The following is a 22390-nucleotide window of genomic DNA, read 5'->3' as shown; positions in this document are numbered from 1 at the left end:
AGCTGACAGAACTATGTTCGAACAACGCGTAAATTCTGACGTACTAACCGTTGCTACTGTAAATTCACAAGATCAGGTAACCCAAAAACCTTTACGTGATTCAGTTAAACAAGCACTGAAGAACTATTTTGCTCAATTAAACGGTCAAGATGTTAATGATCTGTATGAGCTGGTACTGGCTGAAGTGGAACAGCCATTGTTGGACATGGTGATGCAATACACCCGTGGCAACCAAACACGTGCTGCCCTGATGATGGGCATCAACCGTGGCACACTGCGTAAGAAATTGAAAAAATATGGCATGAACTAATCACTCAAGTTAGTTCATTAAAAAAGGCGCTGTACCTCTTGGTAAAGTGCCTTTTTTGCCAAACCAAGAAAAGTAATGCCGAATTTTGGGGGCCTTACGCAACAAAATGCAGATTATTAGGTTGCCTGGCAATCCTAAAATCTGCATCAAGTCTCTTTCTTGCCTATCTCACAGCGATATATACCCGTTATCCTTCAAGTTGCCTCTTTGTTGGCTGCACTCTCTCACCCCGGTCACATAGTTCTCTATGCTCCCGGGGATTCGCTCCCTTGCCGCCGCGATGCATCTTGAAATCCATTGGGTATAGAACGGTTTCGTTACTATTGCCTTACCCTATAATTCCATTTTGGTTAGAGTATGTTAGTGTCCTTTCCAGACATAAAATTTTATTTTAAATACTCTTTTAACCGTAATTTACCAATATTCTTCTCTGATGGCTGACTACTTACAATCCAGAATCCGTCCAACGTCAGCTTATTCCGTAACTGATATATTATTTTCAGTCCTTATTAACATGAAAAAATTGATTATAACTAACAATAAAATAAAACAACCACAGCACATCAAGACAACACCAAGATGTTGGCTCCAACCCGCTAGCGCAAGACCTATTCCTAACATCAAATAATAAAGCAAGCCTAATAGCGCTCCTGCTGTTCCCAATCTATCCGTATAATTAATCAATGCAGAAGCCAAGATATTAGGAACTGCAATTCCGTAAGACACAACAATCAAAACCATAGGCAAGATAAACAACCAGGTATCTTCCAGAACCATTATCAACCCCCCTCCTATCAGGGTGATAATAGAAGCAAGCAACATTAAGTTCGATGAATGCCACCTTTTGTTCAACAAGAATCTATTTAAAAAGGCACCAATACCGGCTCCCAGCGCCAAAAGCAATCCGGTATAACCAAACATCTCAGAGGAAAGTCCCAACCGTTCAAAATCGAATGGGGCCAATTGATAATAGCTAAACAAACATAGATTAAAGAGGGCTATTAACAGCGCATTGCACCAAATTGCTACATCCTTAAGCATAATAATTAAAGTATCTATTAACGATATTGTTACCATTGACACTGGGCGGGTTTCAGGCAGACAAATAGCAGACCAACCTGATAGTAATACCGCAAGTAAAGATAAGCAGGAAAAGACACCTTTATATCCCCAGAAGTACACCAAAATAGAACCACTTACCATGCCAACTGCCGGACTTACTGCTAAAGCTACGCCCATGATAGAAAACACACGAGCTAATTCACTTCCTTGATAAGAATCTCTCATTATTGTTTGAGTTCCTACCGAGCCTACTGCGGCACCGAATGCAGATAACATTCTGGCGGCCAGTAATAATTCAAATTGGACGCTGAACAATGCCATTAATGAAGCAGTGCTATAGAGTAATAATCCACTCAATATCGTTGGCCGTCTTCCTATGAGATCGCACATACGCCCCCAAACGACCACCCCGATCGCAAAAGCGAAAAAATATAAAGATAGCGTTTGAGCGGCTTGCTCAGCACTCACTTTAAATTCCTTTGCGATATTGGTTAGTGTCGGGCTATAGATGGTTTCTACAATTTGTGGAAACATCATCAGCGCCGTTGCCAGCGCAAGTCCAAATTTACGTTGCATTGTGTTTTTCTTAATCAATTAAACAATAAAACGTAAAATTAGCATGCTCTTAATTGTCGTATTACAATAATAAAGACAATTTATTTATTAAATAGGACATATACCCTATGGATTTCAAGATGCATCGCGGCGGCAAGGGAGCGAATCCCCGGGAGCATAGAGAACTATGTGACCGGGGTGAGTGAGTGCCGCCAACAAAGAAGCAACTTGAAAGATGACGGGTATAAATATGACATGGCTTTCTCGTGATGATAATTTTGATCCTGATAGCTTTGGAGTACCGGTAGTAGGGATTGCGGCTGAACTAAGCCAGCATGACTCAGGATTTCATCAACATGAGATGGGACAATTATTATTTACCCAGCAAGGGTGCATCAATATCACCCTGGCAGATCACTTATGCATACTTCCACCAACTCGGGTTGCCTGGATTCCACCGCGTATTATTCATAGAGCAGAAATAAAAGGCTCCGTCGGGTATCGTTCGATTTATTTAGATGTAAATCGGATCGGATATTTAGCAGAACACGTTGAGGTATTGGAAGTTACACCTCTGTTACGCGAAGTATTAGAGAGAATAGCTCTGGCTCCCTTTAATACAGATTGGTTACAAGGAGCTGCTGCTAACCTATTGGCTGTTTGTTTTGACGAAATCCATCTGGCAAAAAGAGAACCGACATTATTACCACTCCCTTTTGACCGCCGTTTAGCCCGTATTCCTCTGACCACACTGCCACCAACACTCAAAATACTGGCAATGAATATCGGAGCCAGCGAAAAAACCATCAGTCGGATATTTCGCCGAGAAACAGGACTTAGCTATCAACAATGGCGACAACAGTGGCGTTTAATCAAATCTATAGAATTACTAGCAAAACAGGGTAATTTGTCATCTGTCGCTAGCGAATTAGAATTTGCCAGTGATAGTGCTTTTGCAATCTTTTTCAAGAAAATGACCGGTCGATCACCAAGAGAATATATGTCTGCTTATAAGGAACGTAGTTATTAAGATAATATACCCGTTATCTTTCAAGTTGCCTCTTTGTTGGCTGCGCTCCCTTGCCGCCGCGATGCATCTTGAAATCCATAAGGTATATATCGCTTAAAATATGATGAAAAAACACAGAAAAAAATAAGGGCAGATTTCAAAGTATTTGAAACCACACTCGTTGCCCCAATCTCAGATAATACCAAACTTAAAGCATTATTAATGGCGTCCTCACCTTGGGAAAAACCACCTTCCCAGTACTACGAGGATAATCAACCATCTGAATTCCCTTCCTGTGAAAAAGAATACGCCTCTATCCTCCCAAATACGCATTTCTCACAGCTTCATTAACCAATAATGCAGACCCACTGTCTTCTAGTACGATCTTACCGTTTTCCAATACATATCCTCGGTCAGCCAATTTCAACGCCTGATTTGCATTCTGTTCAACTAAAAAGATTGTCATCCCCTCTTCCCTCAACTGCTGGATAGTATCGAAAATCTGAATGATCACTATCGGTGCCAGCCCCAATGAAGGCTCATCCAACAACAATAACTGTGGCTGACTCATTAAAGCACGGCCAATTGCCAACATTTGCTGTTCACCACCGGACATCGTTCCAGCCCGCTGGTGACGTCTTTCCTGTAAACGCGGAAATAGATCATAAACCCGCTCAATGCGCTGCTGATACTGAGTCTTATCAGCAAAAAAACCGCCCATTGCCAAATTCTCTTCCACTGTCATACGAGCAAATACTCTGCGACCTTCAGGCACAATCGCAATGTCCTCACGCATAATACGAGATGTCGGCCATTGGGTGATGTCCTTACCACGAAAAATAATAGAACCTTCGGTTGCTCTGGGTTCACTACATAAGGTACTAAGCAATGTTGTTTTTCCTGCGCCATTTGCACCAATCAGAGTGACAATTTCTCCCTGCTGAATATTCAGGCTAACCTGATGCAACACCTGAACTTCCCCATAGTGGGCAGATACCCGCTTAAATTCCAACATAATTAATACACCTCGCCCAGATATGCCCGGATAACATCCGGATTGTTACGAATCTCTTCTGGCCGTCCTTGCGCCAAAGACATTCCCTGATTAACAACATAGATACGATCTGAAATTCCCATCACCAATTTCATATCATGTTCGATTAACAATACAGAAACTTGATGATGTTCCCTTAGCTCAGCAATTAAAGCATTAAGCTCTGCTGTCTCTTTCGGATTCAGCCCCGCGGCAGGTTCATCCAGCATCAAAATTTCCGGACGAGCTACCATACAGCGGGCAATCTCCAAACGCCGTTGCTGACCATATGCCAGATTACCTGCCTGTCTGTTTGCCAGTGGTAACAAGCCAATCCGTTCTAACCAAGTTATCGCCCAATCTACGGCCTTAGATTCTGCCCGGCGAAATGCCGGCGTTTTAAAAAGACCGGCAAAAAGACCCCTTTTCAGATGCTGATGCTGCGCCACTAATAGATTCTCTATCACTGTCATCTCCCGGAACAATCGCACATGCTGGAATGTTCTGATAACACCCATACGAGCAATAGCCTGCCCAGATAATCCTTCCAGATGTTTTTCCTGCAGCTTTATAGTGCCGCTAGTCGGACAGTAAAATCCTGTCAGACAATTAAAGATCGTGGTTTTCCCTGCACCATTAGGCCCGATAAGAGAAACAATTTCCCTCTGATTTAACCTCAGGGCAACGTTGTTAACCGCCAGCAAGCCACCGAAGCGCATGGTCAGATTGGAAACTTGCAATAATGGTGTTGCACTCATGCTTGCTTTCCTCCCTGTACCTGTCGTTCCAATTTAACATGACGGCGTTTTGTCGGTAGCAACCCTTGCGGACGCCAAATCATCATCAATACCATCATTGCCCCTAGCAGCAACATACTGTAGGCATTCAGATCACGCATCATCTCACGGGAAACCACCAACAAAATGGCCGCTAGAATCACCGCAGTCTGTGAACCCATCCCTCCGAGCACCACAATTGCCAGCACAAAAGCAGATTCAGCAAAAGTAAAGGACTCTGGGCTGACAAACCCCTGCCGGGCAGCAAATAAAGTACCCGCAAAACCGGCAAATGCAGCACTGATAGTAAACGCAGCCAGTTTAATTCGGGTTGGACTTAAACCAAGAGAGCGGCAAGCAATCTCATCTTCACGCAGCGCTTCCCATGCACGACCTAATGGCATACGCAGTAGTCGATTAATAATAAATACTGTCAATATTACCAACAGTAATACCACCAGATAGAGGAAGATGACCCGATCACTTGGATCGTATTTCAAACCAAAGAAGTTATGGAAAGTATCCCAACCTCCCTCTTTCACACTGCGGTTAAATTCTAGCCCGAAGAAAGTCGGTTTTGGGATCTGGCTGATACCATTCGGACCACCGGTCATTTCAGTATTATTCAACAGTAGAATGCGAACAATTTCACCAAAACCAAGCGTGACAATTGCCAGATAGTCACCTCGCAATCGCAATACCGGAAAACCCAACAACAACCCCGATAAAGCAGCCGTTAACCCCGCCAACGGCAAACTCTGCCAAAATCCTAATCCGTAATAGTGACTTAGCAAAGCGTAGGTATAAGCACCGATAGCATAAAAACCTGCATACCCAAGTACCAACAACCCCGATAAACCAACCACGACATTCAAACCCAACCCTAGCATGACATAAATTAACGTCAGCGTAGCGATATCAACACTACCACGGGAGACAATAAACGGCCAGATAATTGCAGCAATAATGACCAATATTGCCAGTAACTTTTGTCCTTTGGTTGGGCCATCGAAATCCGGCAATGACCAGCTTTTAATCGGTATTTTCTTCATTGTCTGCTGAACAACTGGACGCAATAGTTGGAACAAAAAAACAATCGCACAGCCAATACCAATCCATAACCATCGTACTTCATCGGCACGGTGGACGACCAACTTCGTACCATCCAGCGATAACTGCATCCCCATCATAAAGACAGACAATACAAATAAAGCGACTGAGGCGATAATGGCATTCACCCAATTAGCATGTTTCATACCTTTTCCACCTCTGGACGGCCTAAAATCCCAGTCGGCATAAACAACAGCACAACAATGAGCAGAGCAAAGGAAACGGCATCTTTATATTCTGTGCTCAGATAAGCAGAAGTTAAGGCTTCAGAAATTCCCAAGATCAAGCCACCAATCATCGCCCCCGGGATACTGCCAATTCCTCCCAATACTGCTGCGGTGAAAGCTTTCATGCCTGCCATAAAACCGATATACGGATTTATTACACCGTAGAACTGCCCCAATAAAACACCGGCTATTGCGGCCATTACTGCACCGATAACAAAGGTTAAGGAAATCACTCGGTTAGTATTGATCCCCAACAAACTCGCCATTTTCAGATCTTCCGCACAAGCACGGCAGGCGCGTCCCATGCGGGAATAGCGGATAAACATTGTCAGTATCAGCATGGCAAGAAATGTCACTATCCAGATGGTCAGTTGCATTGCGCTAATACTGGCAGAAAATCCATCACTTTCGCCTAATACCCACTGCCCGGTAATCAGGCTAGGCAATGCCAAATCGCGAGAACCTTGTGACAGGCTGACATAGTTTTGCAAGAAAATAGACATCCCAATCGCTGAAATCAGGGCAATCAGGCGCTTGGAATGGCGAACTGGCCTGTAAGCGACTCGCTCAATACTCCAACCATAAGCAGCGGCAATGACAATTGATGTTAAAAAAGCCGCAGTAATCAGCAACCAACCCAAATCAATTCCCATCATGATCAGAGCCGCAATGACAATAAAAGAGACATAGCTACCAATCATGTAAACTTCACCATGAGCGAAATTAATCATCCCGATAATGCCGTAAACCATCGTATAACCAATGGCAATCAATGCATAAGTACTACCCAGAGTCACTCCATTTAACATCTGTTGTAAAAAATAGAGAAATTGCTCCGACATACGTTGTACCTCCGGAATAGCAGCTCCTGACAAACAGGAGCTGACGACCGTTCTGATGACGTTACTTCACAGAAGTAGAAGAACCATCTGCATGCCATTCAAAAATACCGAATTCGAACCCTTTTAGATCGCCAACGGCATTCCAGCTTAGTCTCCCCATTACGGTATCCACTGGATTCGCTTTCAGGTCTTGCACCAAATCAGTCGGTTCCATACTACCGGTACGGTTCATTGCCGCAGCCAGAGATTGCAGAGCAGCATAGGTGGTCCAGACGAATGGACCTGTTGGATCGCCTTTCTTACCTTTGATCGCTTCAACAATAGCTTTATTCACCGGTACCTGATCGTAACGCTTAGGTAATGTGACTAGCATGCCTTCAGAAGCGACTCCGGCGATATTGGATAGCGAGGAGTTACCTACACCTTCCGGTCCCATAAAACCAATATTCAGGCCGGACTGCTTAGCCTGACGCAGAATTTGCCCCATTTCAGGGTAGTAGCCACCAAAATAGACAAAATCCACATTCTCTTTTTTCAGGCGGGCAACCAGAGCCGAAAAATCTTTATCACCGGCAGTGACGCCTTCAAACAAGACAATATTGATTCCCGCTTTTTTCAATTTATCGAGAACAGATCGAGCCAACCCTTCACCGTATTGCTGTTTATCATGAACAATAGCTATACGCTGAGGTTTAATCTTTTCCGCAATATATTTCGCTGCCGTTGGTCCCTGATCAGAATCCAACCCAGTAGTACGCAGAATCATCTGGTAGCCACGAGTTGTCAAATTGGCATTGGTTGCCGCTGGTGTAATCATAATGACACCTTCATCTTCGTAGATATCAGATGCCGGTTGAGTAGAGGAAGAGCATAAGTGGCCGATAACATAACGAATGTTATCATTAATCACTTTATTAGCGACGGCCACAGCCTGTTTCGGGTCACACGCATCATCATATTCAACTCCCACCAGCTTATTACCATTAATACCACCATTAGCATTGATATCTGCAATCGCCTGACGTGCACCAGTAAATTCCATATCACCATATTGAGCAACCGGACCAGACATTGCCCCTACAATCGCCACTTTGATCTCTTGTGCCCACAGTGAATGGCTCATCATCATGACAATACAGCCTGCTAATAATGTTTTACCTGTTATGATTTTCATTTTATTTATCCCCAGTTGTGATTGGTCTAATTTACTGTGTTTACCTTTTAGATCTCCCATGATCCAACAAGATAATCGTGATCTTTTGTGATCGATGATTAGATAAAGTAATTTTTATGAATAAGATTTTATTTTTCATGTTATTAAAATAGCATTTCATGCTTAAAATCAAATTAACAAGGTAGATAAAAGCATTAATTACAGAATAAAATACCGCCAAAGTTGATTGGAATTTAGACGAAACATAGTGTGATACTCTGGTTAAATATTAGTAAAGCAATCTTTAACTCGAAAGATTGACCATGTTAAAAACATTTTTCCAGTCACGTGTATACCCTATGGATTTCAAGATGGATCGCGACGGCAAGGACACGCCATCGATCTATTCAACTAAAATTGATATGGAAAAACCATGAAGCTAACTATTGAACAACTTACTGTTTTATCAGCACAAGATATGATTGATATGAAGAAAATCTGGCCTCAGCAAACACCTGAACAGTGGCAAATCCATCTAAAAAACGGAAATAAACTGTTCGCTGCTCGTTTTAATGATAGATTACTGGCCGCAGTAAAAGTGACTTTCAATGATCAATCCGGCCTGCTTAAAGATTTGTGTGTCCGTGAAATAACACGCCGCCGGGGAGTGGGTTTATATTTGATAAATGAAATAAAAGCTCAGCATCCCACTGTTAATCAATGGAAGTTAAGCCTTGAAGGGTTCTCAGATGCTAACGAACCGGCATTAAAAGGTTTCATGAACGCCTGTGGTTTTTACTACGATACCAAGTCAAATTCTTATTCTAGCTGACCCATTTTCCAGACCGCAGCCACATTGCGGGCAGTTACCCGTAAATTCTCATGCCCGCAAGCAAGAGCGTCAGAAAGAGAACAAACGCCGGGCATAATTGAGAAAACGGCATCCAATCCATGCTCATGAACGATGCTATAGTCCTGACTTATACTGCCAACCAATGCAATGGTTGAAATAGCATACTTTTTGGCGATACGAGCAACACCAATCGGCGTTTTACCGTAAATAGTCTGGCTGTCCATTCGGCCTTCACCCGTAATAACCAGATCAGCACCTTGTACTGCCTTTTCCAGTTCCAGCGTGGAGATAACAATATCAATTCCCGGTTGCAATTTAGCGTCCAGCCAACCAAGTAAAGGAACACCCATTCCCCCAGCGGCTCCTGCACCGGGTACGTCAATGACCTTAATGCCGGTCAGTAATTCAATTTTTTCACCATAATGGCGCAGAGCTGCATCCAATTCTTTCACCATCTCTGGTGTCGCCCCTTTCTGTGGCCCGAAAATAGCAGATGCGCCAAATTCACCACATAACGGGTTAGTCACATCACAGGCGACGATAATTTCAGCCCGACTCAAACGAACGTCCAAACCAGATAAATCAATTTTAGCAAGCCGATTTAACGCAGCCCCGCCAAGCTCCAACGCTTTACCATCAGAATCAAGCAAACAGGCCCCCAACGCCTGCGTCATACCGGCACCGCCATCATTAGTCGCGCTACCGCCAATGCCTAAAATTATCTTTCTGACACCTTGATCTAAAGCAGACAACATCAACTCACCGGTACCATAAGTCGTGGTTATCAACGGATTACGCTTTTCCACCGGCACCAGATGTAAGCCAGAAGCCGCCGCCATTTCAATAACAGCGGTTTCTCCATCACCTAGCACACCGAAAAAACTATCCACCGGCTGATTTAACGGACCGGTGACCGACAGACGTACAATCTTTCCTCCAGTAGTTGCTACCATCGATTCAACTGTACCTTCTCCTCCATCTGCCATCGGCAATTTAACGTATTCAGCTTGTGGATAGATTTCACGAAATCCTTGTTCTATCGCTTCAGCGGCCTGTAAGGCGCTGAGACTTTCTTTAAATGAATCAGGCGCAATAACAATTTTCATAGGACTAATCGAGATAACAACCGTGAAAAATGAAACAAAAAAGGCGATAAACCATTATCGCCCTTTTTAATTATGGATGCGCTAACGCAAAATCACTCTATTTATGCCTCAATTGCCACACGCAACTTTTTCATGGCATTCTTTTCAAGCTGACGTACACGCTCCGCAGAAACACCATATTTATCCGCCAGCTCTTGCAGGGTAGATTTATTATCATCATCTAACCAGCGGCAACGGATAATATCCTGACTACGCTCGTCTAAGCTTTCTATCGCTACCGATAATTTATCAGCCGCATGGTTTTCCCAATTGTCCTCTTCAATGCCGTCTGCAAAATCAGAAGCTTTATCTTGAAGATACAGCACTGGCGCAACCGGTTGACCTTCCTGACTATCATCATCGGTAGACATATCAAACGCCATATCCTGCGCTGACATACGAGATTCCATCTCACGCACATCTTTACTGGTCACACCAAGTTCTTTGGCGACCATTTCTACTTCGTCCTGATTGAACCACCCTAAGCGCTGTTTAGTTTTACGCAAATTAAAGAACAGCTTACGCTGTGCTTTAGTCGTTGCAACTTTAACAATACGCCAGTTACGCAGTACATATTCATGGATTTCAGCTTTAATCCAGTGAACGGCAAAAGAAACCAGACGCACCCCAACTTCCGGGTTAAAACGACGTACTGCTTTCATCAGGCCAATATTCCCTTCCTGAATTAAATCCGCTTGAGGTAGCCCATAACCAGCATAGCTACGAGCGACATGAACAACGAAGCGCAGATGAGACAGAATCAGCTTCTTAGCTGCATCCAGATCTCCCTGGTAATGCAGCCTTTCAGCCAGTTCCTTCTCTTCCTCTGCTGTCAGCATTGGATAGATATTAGAGGCACGGACATAGCCCTCTAGACTTCCTTGAGGAACTAACGCTAAGGTTTGCATTTCTTTGGCCATTCAAATCCTCTCAAATAAGGCTCAAATCGTTAGTATGGATTAGATTACATCAGCATATATGAACCAACGTTCAACATACAGCGGTACAGTCTATCACCAGAATGTGCATATTCAAGCTACAGATCCGTGGAAAAGTAATAATTTCAGCACCGACCATCCCTATAATGGGATCGCAGAACAAAAAATAACAGATAGTTTTATATTTATGCAATTAACTTTATTTGTACTATCCCCGATAAATATTAATTCCATCTCACAAAAGTATCCACTAGGTCTACAGGGAGAGTACAAGCACCTTTTTAATTAATTCTACACAGCAGAAAATCGCGATTTTGGATTTAAGTCAATGAATAAGAAATTCTTACCCAAGGAAAAGAGGAGATAATTATTGCGTTGTCAGGCTGATCTCGCTCAGCCTGTTGAAAAGATTACCGTTTTATTCTGGCGTAAAATGACGCAAATGCTGAGTTGTCGCCAACCAAGCAGCGGCCCAACCAATCATCGCGGAAAGCAAAACTAACAGCAGGGACTCATCCCATGAAAGCCCGTGTAAATTAAACGTCGTACCAAACACGCTAGCAACCTGGGTGACAACATCAGAAAGTTTCCACACCAATAGTGCAGACAAAATTAACGATAAAATTGCCCCCAAAGCCCCTAACAAAACACCGCCATTGAGGAATGGGCGCAAAATAAAGCCATCCGTTGCACCAATAAGCTTCATCACGTTAATCGTATCACGATGACTGAAAATACTGAGACGCACACTGTTACCAATGACCAAAAACAGCGCAACGATCATCAGAATACCGATTACTGACGCAATCTGACCGATAAGACCTGTCAGCGCCGCCAAACGAGCAAACCAGCTATCATCCATCCGAACTTCTTCAATACCTTTAACCTGAGAAACTCTATCACGCAGTGTGGTCAGCGTCTGTGAACTCTGAAAATCGATTTTCGGTGTGATAATAGCCACGGCGGGCAACGGATTCTCTTCCAGCATATCCAGCGCGTTACCAAAACCAGACCAAGCGCGGAATTCTGTCATGGCTTCCTGACGTGAGAGATAGTTGACATTATCCACACCATCAAGTGCTTTCAGCTCACTTATTAATTTCTGAGCACTGCTATCATCCAGTGATTTATCGAGATATACCGTCAGTTGAGGGGTGGGATACCATTTTTCCGCAGCCTGACTGACATTCTTCCACACAATGTAACAAACACTTGGCAATGTCAGGGAGATCGCAATCACCATCACGGTCAACAACATTGCCAACGGCTGACGTGACATATCTGTCAACGCATTCATCCAAGCATAGCGCCACTGCTCACGCCATCCTCCTTGTAAAACTTTACTTTTCGATCTTGTTACTTTCCCCGCTGCCTTACGCACATTTTTAACCATGATGCTCTCCCGCCATACGGCCCTGGCTCAGCGTCAGAATACGATATTTCCGTCTTTCAATCAGTGCCATATCATGGGTCGCCATCAGCACTGTCACCCCTACCCGGTTAAATTCTTCAAACAGTCGTAAAATGCCCTCTGACAACTCACCATCCAGATTACCGGTAGGTTCATCCGCCAATAAAACAGTCGGCTTATTCACAACCGCACGAGCAATACCAACTCGTTGTTGTTCTCCCCCTGAAAGCTGAATTGGGAAATTTTTCGCTTTGTCCAGCAGACCAACCTTATCCAGAGCAGCAGAGGTCCGGCGACGAATATCCTCAGAACTGGCACCTGAAATAATCAGCGGCATCGCCACATTATCGTATATCGTCCGATCCAGCAGCAGATGATGATCTTGGAAAATCATACCAATCTGACGACGCAGAAAAGGTACCTCACGGCTTTTTAACCGACTGATATCATGACCGGCAAACCAAATATGTCCGGCGCTAGGCCGCTCAATGCCACAGATGAGTTTCAGCAAGGTACTTTTACCTGCCCCTGAGTGACCGATTAGAAATGCCATTTCCGCAGGGCGCAAATGAAAATCCACCCCTTGCAGGGCTTGCCGTCCCCCCAGATAAGCTTTACTGACCTGTTCAAAGCGAATCATAGGTAATTAATCCTCTCGGGCAAAAAGTGCCTCTATAAAGTCGTCTGCCTTAAATGGTCGTAGATCTTCAATTCCTTCACCAACCCCAATATAACGGATAGGAATTTCAAACTGATCAGCAATAGCGAAAATTACCCCACCTTTGGCAGTACCATCCAATTTTGTCAATGAGATGCCTGTCAACCCAACAGCTTCATGGAACAGTTTAGCCTGACTTATCGCATTCTGACCGGTACTCGCATCCAATGTCAGCATAATTTCATGTGGCGCATTTTCGTCCAGTTTTTTCATCACCCGGACAATCTTCTTCAATTCTTCCATCAGGTGAGATTTATTTTGCAAACGACCCGCGGTATCTGCAATCAGGACATCGACACCTTTGGCTTTAGCTGACTGAATTGCATCGAAAATCACGGAAGCAGGATCTGCGCCAGTATGCTGCGCAACCACCGGAATATGGTTACGTTCCCCCCACACCTGTAACTGTTCAACGGCGGCTGCACGGAAAGTATCTCCGGCTGCCAGCATGACCGATTTACCTTGTGCCTGAAATTGACGAGCCAATTTACCAATTGTCGTGGTTTTTCCAACACCATTAACACCAATCATCAGAATGACGTACGGCGTTTTTCCCTCAATGTCCAGAGGCTTATTCACTTTAGTCAGAATACCAGACATCTCTTCTTTCAGTTTGGCATACAACGCTTCTGCATCTTTTAGCTCTTTACGACTGGCATGCTCTGTCAAACTGCTAATGATTTTACGGGTAGTATCGACACCAACATCAGCAATCAATAACTGCTCTTCCAATTCATCAAACAGATCATCATCGATCTTTTTGCCACTGAATAGACTAAGAAAACCGGACCCTAAATTCTGACGAGTTTTAACCAAACCGCGTTTCAAGCGAGAGAAAAAGCCCTCTTTAGTCGGACGCTCTTGCTCTTTTGATATAACGGTCTGTTCGGTTTGTACTGGTTCCGCCTGCTCCGCTGCCAACCTCACGGCTTCCTCTACAAGACGTTGTTGTTCCGCCTGCTCTGCCGCCAACCTCGCGGCTTCCTCTGCAAGACGTTGCTGTTCCGCCTGCTCTGCCGCCAACCTCGCAGCTTCCTCTGCAAGACGTTGCTGTTCCGCCTGCTCTGCCGCCAACCTCGCAGCTTCCTCTGCAAGACGTTGCTGTTCTGCCTGCTCTGCCGCCAACCTCACGGCTTCCTCTGCAAGACGTTGCTGTTCTGCCTGCTCTGCCGCCAATCTCGCGGCTTCCTCTGCAAGACGTTGCTGTTCCGCCTGCTCCGCTGCTAATTGCTCTTCTTGCTGTTCTTCCTGACGGCCACGCCCGAACCAGGAGAAAAAGCCTCTTTTTTTTTCTTTTGCCATTAGCCACTGCACTCCTCAAGGTTAAATCATGGCGTTACAACAGGGAATAATAACGAAATTTAGAAGTATTCTAACATTTTCGTAATAGCTCAACACATATCAATCATGAATTTCATGGTAAATTAATACCTGTAAGTCTTAACAACTGTTACGCAAATTTATGGCAAAGAAACCACAACGGCAATCGATGGGACAAATCCGCATTATTGGTGGAAAATGGCGAGGCCGAAAATTACCTGTACCGGACAGCCCCGGATTACGCCCAACGACAGATCGCGTCAGAGAGACGCTATTTAACTGGCTAGCCCCAGTTATTCAGGAAGCACACTGCCTGGATTGCTATGCAGGAAGCGGAGCGCTTGGATTAGAGGCACTTTCCCGTTATGCAGCACAGGTTACCCTTATTGAATATGAACGTAATATAGCTAAACAGCTTTCCGCTAATTTGGATCTGCTCAACGCCCAAAATGCCGAAGTCATTAACGACAGTGCATTAACCTATTTATCTCAACCGGGAACATCCTACGATGTCGTTTTCCTTGATCCTCCTTTTCGTAAAGGAATGCTTAGCGAAACCATAAAATTGTTGGAAGAGCAAAATTGGCTGGCAGATGAAAGCTGGATTTATATTGAGGCTGAATCTGAATCAACGGCGATTGATGTCCCTGTTAACTGGCAACTTCATCGTGAAAAAGTCGCCGGACAAGTCGCATACCGGCTCTATATCCGTTACTTACCTGCATAACGATTACTTTGGAGTACACACTGATGTTTATTCAATTGGGGAAACTGTTAATGATCTGTGTTTGGGGATTTCTGATCTTTAACCTGATCCATCCATTTCCAAAACCATTGAAATATTTTATGGATGTCGCCATGATTTTCATGGTGGTCATGCATGCATTTCAAATGCTGCTTCTGAAAACCAGTCAGCCCAAAGACCAAAAACTCTCTAGCCTGATGCAAACCAAGATCTTCTTTTTTGGTGTCTTTGAACTACTGTCAATGCAGAAAAAACAACGGAAAGAGAAAAGTCATCACCTCAAATAGTGGACACACGCCTCAACACCCGGAAAGTATATACAATTATGTGAGGAATGATTCATTTCATTCCTCTTCTGTTATCATTCAAAAGCAGTCACTTTTATCTGAGCACAGCTTCGTGCCGACTTTCTTGGCAGAACAGATAAATTATTTGTTAATTTATTGCCTATTTCCGCACAGATACTTAAACCAATCTCTATTATTTAAGTCTATATTTTGATAGTAAAAGAGTAGACCCCTTATCCATCACTTATTTAAGGAACAAAGATGAGCTGGCCATTTATTGCAGTATTCCTTTCTGGTTGGTTGTATGTTGATGCAGCTTACCGTGGTCCAAACTGGCAAAGATGGCTATTCAGGCCAATCACTCTGCTATTGTTGTTATTGTGGGCATGGCAAGCGCCTGAGCTGCATATTTCAGGCTATTTAATCTGTCTTGGGTTATTTACAGCTTTAATATCAGATGCCCTGCGCATGCTCCCCAGTAAGTATTCACTACTCTCTCTAAGCACATTATTCCTCTGTTATCTGCTCTATACGATAAGCTTTGTCATGCAGATGAATTTCAGTTTCTTCTTCCCGCTGCCGTTAATTTTACTGGTTCTTGGCTCCATTATTCTGCTGGCTATTTGGAATAAACTGGAGGAAAGGCGCTGGCTGGTCGTTGCCTCAGTCATCATGCTCCTAATAATGGTATGGATGGCAGGTGAACAATACTTCGCCCTCAATACAGCGTATGGTTTCTCCCTGTTAGCAGGTACTATCTTGTTGTTACTGTCACACAGTGTCTGGTTGATTAACCATTACCGTTTCCAGTTCAAATCTTCTAAGGCGATTGTGGCAACCTGTTATTTTATCGGCCATTTTCTGATTATTCGTTCTATTTATCTTTAATAAAAAGATTAAGTTGAAAATGGCTATCAGCACTCAGTCGTACAATTTAACAACTTTATTTTTTCTTTTTATTGACTCTGGAGTAGGCTCCAAAGTGTAGAGTTTAATCATTATCTTTGAGTTAACTCTATTCAGGGGGAGTCCATGTACTCAAATTCAAACAAAAATAGTGCTCATCAACATAACCACCAGCATGGAAGCTGCTGCGCGACGACGACTTGTTCAGATCAGGCTAAACAAGTTAGTGAACATTTACATCATCATGAACATGGTAAGGCTTGCTCACATAAGCATCACCCTTCCCATGATACACAAGAGACACAAGCACCTGAGCTTTTGGCAAACCAACGTTTCAGTTGGGTGGTTAATGGTATGGATTGTCCAAGTTGTGCCCGCAAAATTGAAACCGCGGTCAGCAAAATTGCAGAAGTGAAACAAGCCAAGGTTCTATTCGCAACAGAAAAACTAGTTGTGGATGCGGATACAGATATACGTTCAGCGGTTATTCAAGCCGTTAATCAGGCTGGATTTACTCTACGCAATTCCGATTCAAGTCAGAAAGCAGAAAAAAGCAGCCGCTGGAAAGAATTTACCCCAATCATCACTCTTTCACTGATGATGCTGATAAGTTGGGGAATCTCTCACATCAATCCCTCATTTGGCCGTATTGCCTTTATCATCACCACCGTGATTGGATTGGTACCTATTGTTACCAAAGCCTGGCAGCTCATACGATCAGGCACGCCATTCGCCATTGAAACATTAATGAGTGTTGCCGCCATTGGTGCACTGTTTATTGATGCCACCGCTGAAGCAGCAATGGTACTACTGCTGTTTATGCTTGGTGAAATGCTGGAATCTTATGCTGCCGGCCGTGCTCGTCGAGGGGTGAGTGCATTAATGGCATTGGTGCCGGAAGAGGCACTACTGGTAAAGAATGGTGAGAAAAAAATTGTTCCAGTTTCAGACCTTCGCCCTGGCGATATTATCGAGATTGCTCCCGGCGGACGTTTACCCACTGACGCAGAATTACTCAATTCATTCGCCAGCTTTGATGAAAGTGCGCTGACAGGCGAATCTATTCCGGTAGAGCGAATACAGGGAGAAAAAGTTCCGGCAGGTTGTTTGTCCGTGGATCGTGCAATCCAAATGAAAGTGCTGTCCGAACAGGGCAACAATGCCATTGACCGTATTCTGCAACTGATTGAAGAAGCCGAAGAACGCCGCGCACCGATTGAACGCTTCATTGACCGTTTTAGCCGAATTTATACGCCACTGATCATGCTGTTCTCTGCGTTGGTTATCATCATTCCACCGACTGTATTCAGCCAACCTTGGGAAACATGGATCTACCGTGGTCTTACTTTGCTACTGATCGGTTGCCCTTGTGCTTTGGTGATTTCCACACCCGCCGCAATTACCTCTGCCCTTGCAACAGCAACCCGCCGAGGTGCATTGATTAAAGGTGGTGCGGCGCTGGAACAACTGGGACTGATCACCACTATCGCTTTTGATAAAACCGGTACGCTGACCGCCGGTAAACCACAAGTCACAGATATACAACCAGCAGAAAATATCAGCGAATCTCAGTTATTAACGTTGGCTTCCGCAGTAGAAAGCGGTTCCCACCACCCACTGGCTAAAGCCATTTTGCAATATGCAGAAAGTAAAAACGTTAATATTACCGAAGCTGAACACCGTAAAGCGCTGGCAGGAGTTGGTGTTGAAGGTCAGTTAAACGGTAAACGTATTCTCGTCAGTGCGCCCGGGAAACTGCCAGCAAATACGTTATCTGATCGTTGGAAACAAAAAATTGTTCAGTTAGAAGATTGCGGTAAAACTGTTGTTGCCGTGATGCATGATGAACAATTTACTGGCCTTATCGCGATGCAAGATACGTTACGTCAAGATGCAATTGATGCTATCCGTTTACTGAAAGATCAAGGTATTAAATCAGTGATGTTAACGGGGGATAACCCACGTGCAGCAACTGCAATTGCCGGTCAGTTAGGAATAGATTTCCGCGCCGGGTTAATGCCAGAAGATAAAGTCAAAGCGGTCATCGCATTGAATAAAGATCACAGCACAATGATGGTCGGTGACGGCATCAATGACGCACCCGCAATGAAAGCTTCCAGTATCGGTGTAGCAATGGGAAGTGGTACCGATGTCGCTCTGGAAACCGCAGATGCGGCATTGACTCACAACCGTCTGACCGGTTTATCGGAAATCATCACCCTTTCCCGCGCAACGCGCAATAACATCCGCCAAAACATTGCTATTGCATTGGGGCTAAAAGGGATCTTCCTTGTTACCAGCCTATTGGGTATCACAGGCTTGTGGATGGCAGTACTGGCGGATTCTGGCGCAACCGCTCTTGTAACAGCAAACGCGGTAAGGTTATTGAGAATTAAACTGAAATAATGAAAATCGTCTGGATATGAGTCTTATTTCCGGCTCATATCCTATACCATTAGCAGGATGAATTCAGTGGTGAAAACCCGTCGACGTTCAAAGACATGGTAAAAAGCAAAAACGTTCATTTCTCAATTTGGCTATTATATTCAGAATTGACTCTCTTTTTTCCGAACCAGATAGCGATAAGGCATTTGTTCCGTTTCTTGCGCAACCAGTTGATGCTCCATAAAACGGCAGAAACTAGGAATATCACGCGTAGTTGCCGGATCGTCAGCAAGAATTAACAACATCTGCCCTGCTTCCATATGACGCACGGTTTTCCGCACCATCATTACCGGTTCAGGACAGCGAAGCCCTTGTGTATCAAGGGTTTTGTCTGGATGAGTAAACACATCGGGCATAAATTATCTCTACAATTTCAATCAGTCTATTAGACCGAATTATATTATAAAAAAGCTAGCAAAAATTAACTTTACATACAGGCATTTTGAATTCGTGCACAACCGACGTATCATGTGAGGCACCGTCAGTTAAAACAGCAGAGCTTTCATTGGGTTCCCTCACCCCATTTACCAAAAAGGTACAATCATGTTTTTATCAACTACAATTACACAACAGCGCGCTACCGCTTTAATTTGGCTTTCGCTATTTCACATTCTGATTATTATTTCCAGTAATTATCTGGTGCAACTACCCGTCTCTATTTTCGGTTTTCATACCACTTGGGGAGCCTTTACTTTCCCATTTATTTTTCTTGCAACAGATTTGACGGTTCGTATCTACGGCGCACCACTGGCAAGGCGAATCATTACCATCGTGATGATCCCCGCATTGCTGACCTCTTATATAATTTCTGCCCTATTTTTCCAAGGAGAGTGGCAAGAGTTTACCGCGCTGCTTGAATTCAATCTCTTTGTTGCCCGTATTGCCTGCGCCAGTTTTATGGCCTACTTCCTTGGGCAGATACTGGATGTATACGTCTTCAATCGTCTGCGCCGGAGACGTAATTGGTGGGTCGCTCCCGCAGCGGCGATGTTCTTCGGCAACTTACTTGATAGCCTAGCCTTTTTCTCTATCGCTTTCTATCGTAGTACCGATGCTTTCATGGCAGCTAACTGGATCGAGATTGGATTAGTCGATTACTGCTTTAAGTTATTAATCTGCTTACTCTTTTTCCTACCCGCTTACGGCATTTTGTTGAACCTGATTCTTAAGTACTTCTTTAACTATCAAACCAATAATAGCCACATTCAAGTTCGCTGATTTTTATACACCCAATCGATAACCGTCTCTTAATCAGATCACCTGATTAAGAGATTAGCCTTCCACCCGGTCCTAATCATTCGATATTATGTCAGTGATATGACTACAATTTTCTATTTTAATTTCGCTTATTAGAGGCGGTACAATTCATACCGCCAGCAGCCACTATTTCTTATAAAGAGGACCATAGTTTTGGCAGGCTCGGTAATCTGAACCTTCTAGATCCATACCGTGTGCACTCCATGCAGAAGGACGATAAATGGCTTTCTCATCCACGTTATGCATACAAACTGGGATCCTGAGCATAGAAGCTAACGTAATAAAATCGGCACCAACGTGACCTATAGAAAGCACACCATGATTAGCTCCCCAATTCGCCATAACCGAGTACACATCCTTAAAGACACCTTTACCGGTTAAACGCGGAACAAACCAGGTTGTTGGCCAAGTTTCATTTGTCCGTTTATCCAGAACGTCATGGATATCTTTAGGCAATTCCGCACTCCAGCCTTCCGCTATTTGCAGGACAGGGCCAAGGCCTTTAATAATATTGACACGGCTCAGGGTGAAAGGAACACCGCCTTTCGTTAAGAACTTGGAGGAGAAGCCACCACCTCTGAAATATTCATGGAGCGCCGGGCACCATTGTGTTGCCGCCAGACAGGCATCCACGTCCTCTTCGGTAATTTCCCAATGAGGCTTCATTGTAGGATGACCTTGAGCATCTTTTTGACAACAGGTACCATCCATCGTTGCAGAGCCTGAATTAATCAGATGGATCACCCCATTTTCAGCCTGCCCAGTGAGTTTTTGGCCCGTAACACGTTCGACAGATTCTGGAGACCAGAAAGTTCGAACGTCAGCAAAAATCTGTGCTGTCCCTGTTAGCATATGACCAAATAACATCGCAACGCCATTTAGACTGTCATTCTCTGTTGCAACCGTAAATGGCTGACGAATGCCGTTCCAGTCGAATGAACTATTTAAAATCGCTTCCGCAGTATCGCCATTAGGATATTGGTCTGTCCAATGACGTTGCCCCTGGAAACCCGCGACAATAGCGTTGTAGCCGAGCGCTTCTTCGCCATACCCTTTCTCTTTCAGTTTTGGATTTCCCTGCATCATGTCACGAATACAAATAGCCATAAGTAAGCTTTCGCGAAGAACTTGGCGACGGCTTTCTGGTGAACGGTGATATTGTTTAACATTCAGATCTTCACCATATTGGAAATAGTTATCCGCCCAAGATAAGGCGAGCTCAAGTTCCTCTTCATCATATATTTGCCTATCAATACGGCGGCGTAATTCCGTCATATCAACAGATTGGACTTTCATACCAAGTCAGGATTCAAAAAAATTATGATCAACAATTGAACCTGCAATGCCCATTGATGTACCACCAATAGAGAGGTAAGTTTTTCCTTTCATACTAGCAACGGCTAATCCAGCACGGGCAAATCGTAGCAATTTTTCTTTGATATCATCAGGAATACGGGTGTCATCAGCATCTTGAACTTCATGTCCGTATATAGAAAAAGCGGGAATGCCTTTCTGCGAGTGGGCGGCTAAAGCTGCTGCAAGGTAGACTGCACCTGGACGTTCCGTCCCATTAAATCCCCAAATAACTTTTGGTCTTGTTGGCTCCATATCTAATGTTTCACTGCCATAACACCAACACGGCGTGACGGTAATGGTCAGACCAATATTTAATGCACTGAATTTTTCATCACAAGCCGCAGATTCAGCAAGACCAGCGTTTGTATTTTTTTTATTTAATTCGGTCATAAAAATGACCGTATAATCTTTTTTATGAAAAAACGGTCAATAAAACCAATAAATGACCGATTGAGTTAAAAATGAAAAATACGGAATAAAAAAATACATACAGATATCTGTAAAACCCCAAAAATGGTAAAAACATTTGAGATTAATCACAAAAATCAACTTAAATATTTATTTAAAAACAACAAAGTACTACAACAAAAATAAACATCAAACTTCATTTGTTTATTTTTCATTGACTAGCATAAAAGCATACTTCGAATTTAAACAAGGTAAATAATCATGAAAAGAAATACATTATCTCGTGAAATTATTCATACATGCTTAGAAATGACCCGATTAGGATTAAATCAAGGCACAGCGGGTAATGTCAGTGTCCGTTATAATAATGGAATGTTAATTACGCCGACAGGAATCCCTTATGAACAATTGACCCTTCATTCCGCACCTAATTCAGGAATAAACCGCTTTATATTGTGCACCTAATAAACTCAAAAGCTCATGGTGGTAAGATTGCATTCCTGTCACCATTTTATGTTCTTGAA

At 43.7% G+C, this 22390-nt stretch carries 20 protein-coding genes and 2 pseudogenes; 9 read left to right on the top strand and 13 right to left on the bottom strand.

The annotated features are described in order from the left end of the window. The first annotated feature begins 13 nt into the window (after positions 1 to 13). Positions 14 to 310, top strand: coding sequence for a DNA-binding transcriptional regulator Fis (gene fis, locus SLS51_RS17160; protein ID WP_010847912.1), 297 nt, complete (start codon positions 14 to 16; stop codon positions 308 to 310). A 474-nt stretch (positions 311 to 784) separates the two neighbouring features. Here fis and SLS51_RS17155 read toward each other — a convergent pair whose 3' ends face one another. Continuing rightward, on the bottom strand, positions 785 to 1948 hold the full coding sequence (locus SLS51_RS17155; RefSeq protein WP_323839865.1) for a multidrug effflux MFS transporter: 1164 nt from the start codon (positions 1946 to 1948) through the stop codon (positions 785 to 787). Between the two features lie 229 nt (positions 1949 to 2177). Here SLS51_RS17155 and SLS51_RS17150 point away from each other — a divergent pair, with 229 nt between their 5' ends. Further along, a complete protein-coding gene (locus SLS51_RS17150) occupies positions 2178 to 2957 on the top strand; it encodes an AraC family transcriptional regulator (RefSeq protein WP_323839887.1) in 780 nt (259 codons plus the stop codon). 292 nt (positions 2958 to 3249) lie between these two features. Here SLS51_RS17150 and livF read toward each other — a convergent pair whose 3' ends face one another. The 5 genes from livF to SLS51_RS17125 all read right to left on the bottom strand — a co-directional run bounded on the left by livF (position 3250) and on the right by SLS51_RS17125 (position 8098). After that, positions 3250 to 3951 (bottom strand): high-affinity branched-chain amino acid ABC transporter ATP-binding protein LivF, encoded by a 702-nt coding sequence (gene livF / locus SLS51_RS17145; RefSeq protein ID WP_323839864.1) that lies wholly within the window; start codon positions 3949 to 3951, stop codon positions 3250 to 3252. Between the two features lie 2 nt (positions 3952 to 3953). Beyond that, positions 3954 to 4727 carry a high-affinity branched-chain amino acid ABC transporter ATP-binding protein LivG gene (gene livG, locus SLS51_RS17140; RefSeq protein ID WP_323839863.1) on the bottom strand — a complete coding sequence of 258 codons (774 nt, stop codon included), beginning with the start codon at positions 4725 to 4727 and terminating at the stop codon, positions 3954 to 3956. Beyond that, positions 4724 to 6001, bottom strand: coding sequence for a high-affinity branched-chain amino acid ABC transporter permease LivM (locus SLS51_RS17135; RefSeq protein WP_323839862.1), 1278 nt, complete (start codon positions 5999 to 6001; stop codon positions 4724 to 4726). Before SLS51_RS17135 ends, livG begins: the two co-directional genes overlap by 4 nt. Then, positions 5998 to 6924, bottom strand: a complete 927-nt coding sequence (gene livH / locus SLS51_RS17130) for a high-affinity branched-chain amino acid ABC transporter permease LivH (protein ID WP_323839861.1) — start codon at positions 6922 to 6924, stop codon at positions 5998 to 6000. The genes SLS51_RS17135 and livH overlap by 4 nt, the downstream gene beginning before the upstream one ends. A gap of 61 nt (positions 6925 to 6985) precedes the next feature. Next, on the bottom strand, positions 6986 to 8098 hold the full coding sequence (locus SLS51_RS17125; RefSeq protein ID WP_323839860.1) for a branched-chain amino acid ABC transporter substrate-binding protein: 1113 nt from the start codon (positions 8096 to 8098) through the stop codon (positions 6986 to 6988). Between the two features lie 412 nt (positions 8099 to 8510). On the opposite strand from SLS51_RS17125, the gene panM reads away from it, so the two are divergent. Next, the gene (gene panM / locus SLS51_RS17120) at positions 8511 to 8909 is read left to right on the top strand and encodes an aspartate 1-decarboxylase autocleavage activator PanM (protein WP_323839859.1); all 399 of its coding nucleotides are present in this window, start codon (positions 8511 to 8513) and stop codon (positions 8907 to 8909) included. Here the strand turns inward: panM and SLS51_RS17115 are convergent. The 5 genes from SLS51_RS17115 to ftsY all read right to left on the bottom strand — a co-directional run bounded on the left by SLS51_RS17115 (position 8897) and on the right by ftsY (position 14444). Next, positions 8897 to 10036, bottom strand: a complete 1140-nt coding sequence (locus tag SLS51_RS17115) for a glycerate kinase (RefSeq protein ID WP_323839858.1) — start codon at positions 10034 to 10036, stop codon at positions 8897 to 8899. The two genes, panM and SLS51_RS17115, sit on opposite strands and share 13 nt — an antisense overlap. A 101-nt stretch (positions 10037 to 10137) precedes the next feature. After that, positions 10138 to 10995 (bottom strand): RNA polymerase sigma factor RpoH, encoded by an 858-nt coding sequence (gene rpoH / locus SLS51_RS17110; RefSeq protein ID WP_323839857.1) that lies wholly within the window; start codon positions 10993 to 10995, stop codon positions 10138 to 10140. Positions 10996 to 11431: 436 nt separating this feature from the next. Continuing rightward, a complete protein-coding gene (gene ftsX / locus SLS51_RS17105) occupies positions 11432 to 12406 on the bottom strand; it encodes a permease-like cell division protein FtsX (protein WP_323839856.1) in 975 nt (324 codons plus the stop codon). Next, positions 12399 to 13064 (bottom strand): cell division ATP-binding protein FtsE, encoded by a 666-nt coding sequence (gene ftsE, locus SLS51_RS17100; RefSeq protein ID WP_323839855.1) that lies wholly within the window; start codon positions 13062 to 13064, stop codon positions 12399 to 12401. Before ftsE ends, ftsX begins: the two co-directional genes overlap by 8 nt. Positions 13065 to 13070: 6 nt before the next feature. Continuing rightward, positions 13071 to 14444, bottom strand: a complete 1374-nt coding sequence (gene ftsY, locus SLS51_RS17095; RefSeq protein WP_323839854.1) for a signal recognition particle-docking protein FtsY — start codon at positions 14442 to 14444, stop codon at positions 13071 to 13073. Between the two features lie 160 nt (positions 14445 to 14604). Here ftsY and rsmD point away from each other — a divergent pair, with 160 nt between their 5' ends. The 4 genes from rsmD (at position 14605) to SLS51_RS17075 (ending at position 18806) form a co-directional block, all read left to right on the top strand. After that, the gene (gene rsmD / locus SLS51_RS17090; RefSeq protein ID WP_323839853.1) at positions 14605 to 15189 is read left to right on the top strand and encodes a 16S rRNA (guanine(966)-N(2))-methyltransferase; all 585 of its coding nucleotides are present in this window, start codon (positions 14605 to 14607) and stop codon (positions 15187 to 15189) included. Positions 15190 to 15212: 23 nt separating this feature from the next. After that, complete coding sequence (locus tag SLS51_RS17085; protein ID WP_112878263.1) at positions 15213 to 15494, top strand: DUF1145 family protein; 282 nt, start codon at positions 15213 to 15215, stop codon at positions 15492 to 15494. A gap of 261 nt (positions 15495 to 15755) precedes the next feature. After that, positions 15756 to 16382, top strand: coding sequence for a lysoplasmalogenase (locus SLS51_RS17080; RefSeq protein ID WP_323839852.1), 627 nt, complete (start codon positions 15756 to 15758; stop codon positions 16380 to 16382). A gap of 144 nt (positions 16383 to 16526) precedes the next feature. Continuing rightward, a complete protein-coding gene (locus tag SLS51_RS17075; RefSeq protein ID WP_323839851.1) occupies positions 16527 to 18806 on the top strand; it encodes a zinc/cadmium/mercury/lead-transporting ATPase in 2280 nt (759 codons plus the stop codon). A 140-nt stretch (positions 18807 to 18946) separates the two neighbouring features. Here SLS51_RS17075 and tusA read toward each other — a convergent pair whose 3' ends face one another. Continuing rightward, entirely contained in the window at positions 18947 to 19201 is a 255-nt protein-coding gene (gene tusA / locus SLS51_RS17070; protein WP_323839850.1) for a sulfurtransferase TusA, read from the bottom strand. Positions 19202 to 19388: 187 nt separating this feature from the next. Between tusA and SLS51_RS17065 the strand changes: the two genes are divergently transcribed. Further along, positions 19389 to 20063, top strand: coding sequence for a 7-cyano-7-deazaguanine/7-aminomethyl-7-deazaguanine transporter (locus SLS51_RS17065; RefSeq protein WP_323839849.1), 675 nt, complete (start codon positions 19389 to 19391; stop codon positions 20061 to 20063). 165 nt (positions 20064 to 20228) lie between these two features. Here SLS51_RS17065 and fucI read toward each other — a convergent pair. Then, a pseudogene (gene fucI / locus SLS51_RS17060) lies at positions 20229 to 21818 on the bottom strand (L-fucose isomerase); the annotation flags it as partial. 309 nt (positions 21819 to 22127) lie between these two features. Between fucI and SLS51_RS17055 the strand changes: the two are divergent. Beyond that, positions 22128 to 22280, top strand: a pseudogene (locus SLS51_RS17055) (class II aldolase/adducin family protein); the annotation flags it as partial. Positions 22281 to 22390 lie beyond the last annotated feature (110 nt).

Source organism: Photorhabdus africana, assembly GCF_035181445.1.
GTDB classification, from domain to species: domain Bacteria; phylum Pseudomonadota; class Gammaproteobacteria; order Enterobacterales; family Enterobacteriaceae; genus Photorhabdus; species Photorhabdus laumondii.
This window is presented reverse-complemented; position numbering and strand designations above follow the sequence as displayed.

Bases quoted from the DNA above. Each gene is read 5' to 3' on its own strand.
- livG (WP_323839863.1), bottom strand. From the start codon at position 4,727: ATGAGTGCAACACCATTATTGCAAGTTTCCAATCTGACCATGCGCTTC.
- fis (WP_010847912.1), top strand. From the start codon at position 14: ATGTTCGAACAACGCGTAAATTCTGACGTACTAACCGTTGCTACTGTA.
- ftsX (WP_323839856.1), bottom strand. From the start codon at position 12,406: ATGGTTAAAAATGTGCGTAAGGCAGCGGGGAAAGTAACAAGATCGAAA.
- SLS51_RS17155 (WP_323839865.1), bottom strand. From the start codon at position 1,948: ATGCAACGTAAATTTGGACTTGCGCTGGCAACGGCGCTGATGATGTTT.
- tusA (WP_323839850.1), bottom strand. From the start codon at position 19,201: ATGCCCGATGTGTTTACTCATCCAGACAAAACCCTTGATACACAAGGG.
- SLS51_RS17085 (WP_112878263.1), top strand. From the start codon at position 15,213: ATGTTTATTCAATTGGGGAAACTGTTAATGATCTGTGTTTGGGGATTT.
- livF (WP_323839864.1), bottom strand. From the start codon at position 3,951: ATGTTGGAATTTAAGCGGGTATCTGCCCACTATGGGGAAGTTCAGGTG.
- rsmD (WP_323839853.1), top strand. From the start codon at position 14,605: ATGGCAAAGAAACCACAACGGCAATCGATGGGACAAATCCGCATTATT.
- panM (WP_323839859.1), top strand. From the start codon at position 8,511: ATGAAGCTAACTATTGAACAACTTACTGTTTTATCAGCACAAGATATG.
- SLS51_RS17115 (WP_323839858.1), bottom strand. From the start codon at position 10,036: ATGAAAATTGTTATTGCGCCTGATTCATTTAAAGAAAGTCTCAGCGCC.
- livH (WP_323839861.1), bottom strand. From the start codon at position 6,924: ATGTCGGAGCAATTTCTCTATTTTTTACAACAGATGTTAAATGGAGTG.
- SLS51_RS17065 (WP_323839849.1), top strand. From the start codon at position 19,389: ATGTTTTTATCAACTACAATTACACAACAGCGCGCTACCGCTTTAATT.
- SLS51_RS17075 (WP_323839851.1), top strand. From the start codon at position 16,527: ATGTACTCAAATTCAAACAAAAATAGTGCTCATCAACATAACCACCAG.
- ftsE (WP_323839855.1), bottom strand. From the start codon at position 13,064: ATGATTCGCTTTGAACAGGTCAGTAAAGCTTATCTGGGGGGACGGCAA.
- SLS51_RS17125 (WP_323839860.1), bottom strand. From the start codon at position 8,098: ATGAAAATCATAACAGGTAAAACATTATTAGCAGGCTGTATTGTCATG.
- SLS51_RS17080 (WP_323839852.1), top strand. From the start codon at position 15,756: ATGAGCTGGCCATTTATTGCAGTATTCCTTTCTGGTTGGTTGTATGTT.
- rpoH (WP_323839857.1), bottom strand. From the start codon at position 10,995: ATGGCCAAAGAAATGCAAACCTTAGCGTTAGTTCCTCAAGGAAGTCTA.
- ftsY (WP_323839854.1), bottom strand. From the start codon at position 14,444: ATGGCAAAAGAAAAAAAAAGAGGCTTTTTCTCCTGGTTCGGGCGTGGC.
- SLS51_RS17135 (WP_323839862.1), bottom strand. From the start codon at position 6,001: ATGAAACATGCTAATTGGGTGAATGCCATTATCGCCTCAGTCGCTTTA.
- SLS51_RS17150 (WP_323839887.1), top strand. From the start codon at position 2,178: ATGACATGGCTTTCTCGTGATGATAATTTTGATCCTGATAGCTTTGGA.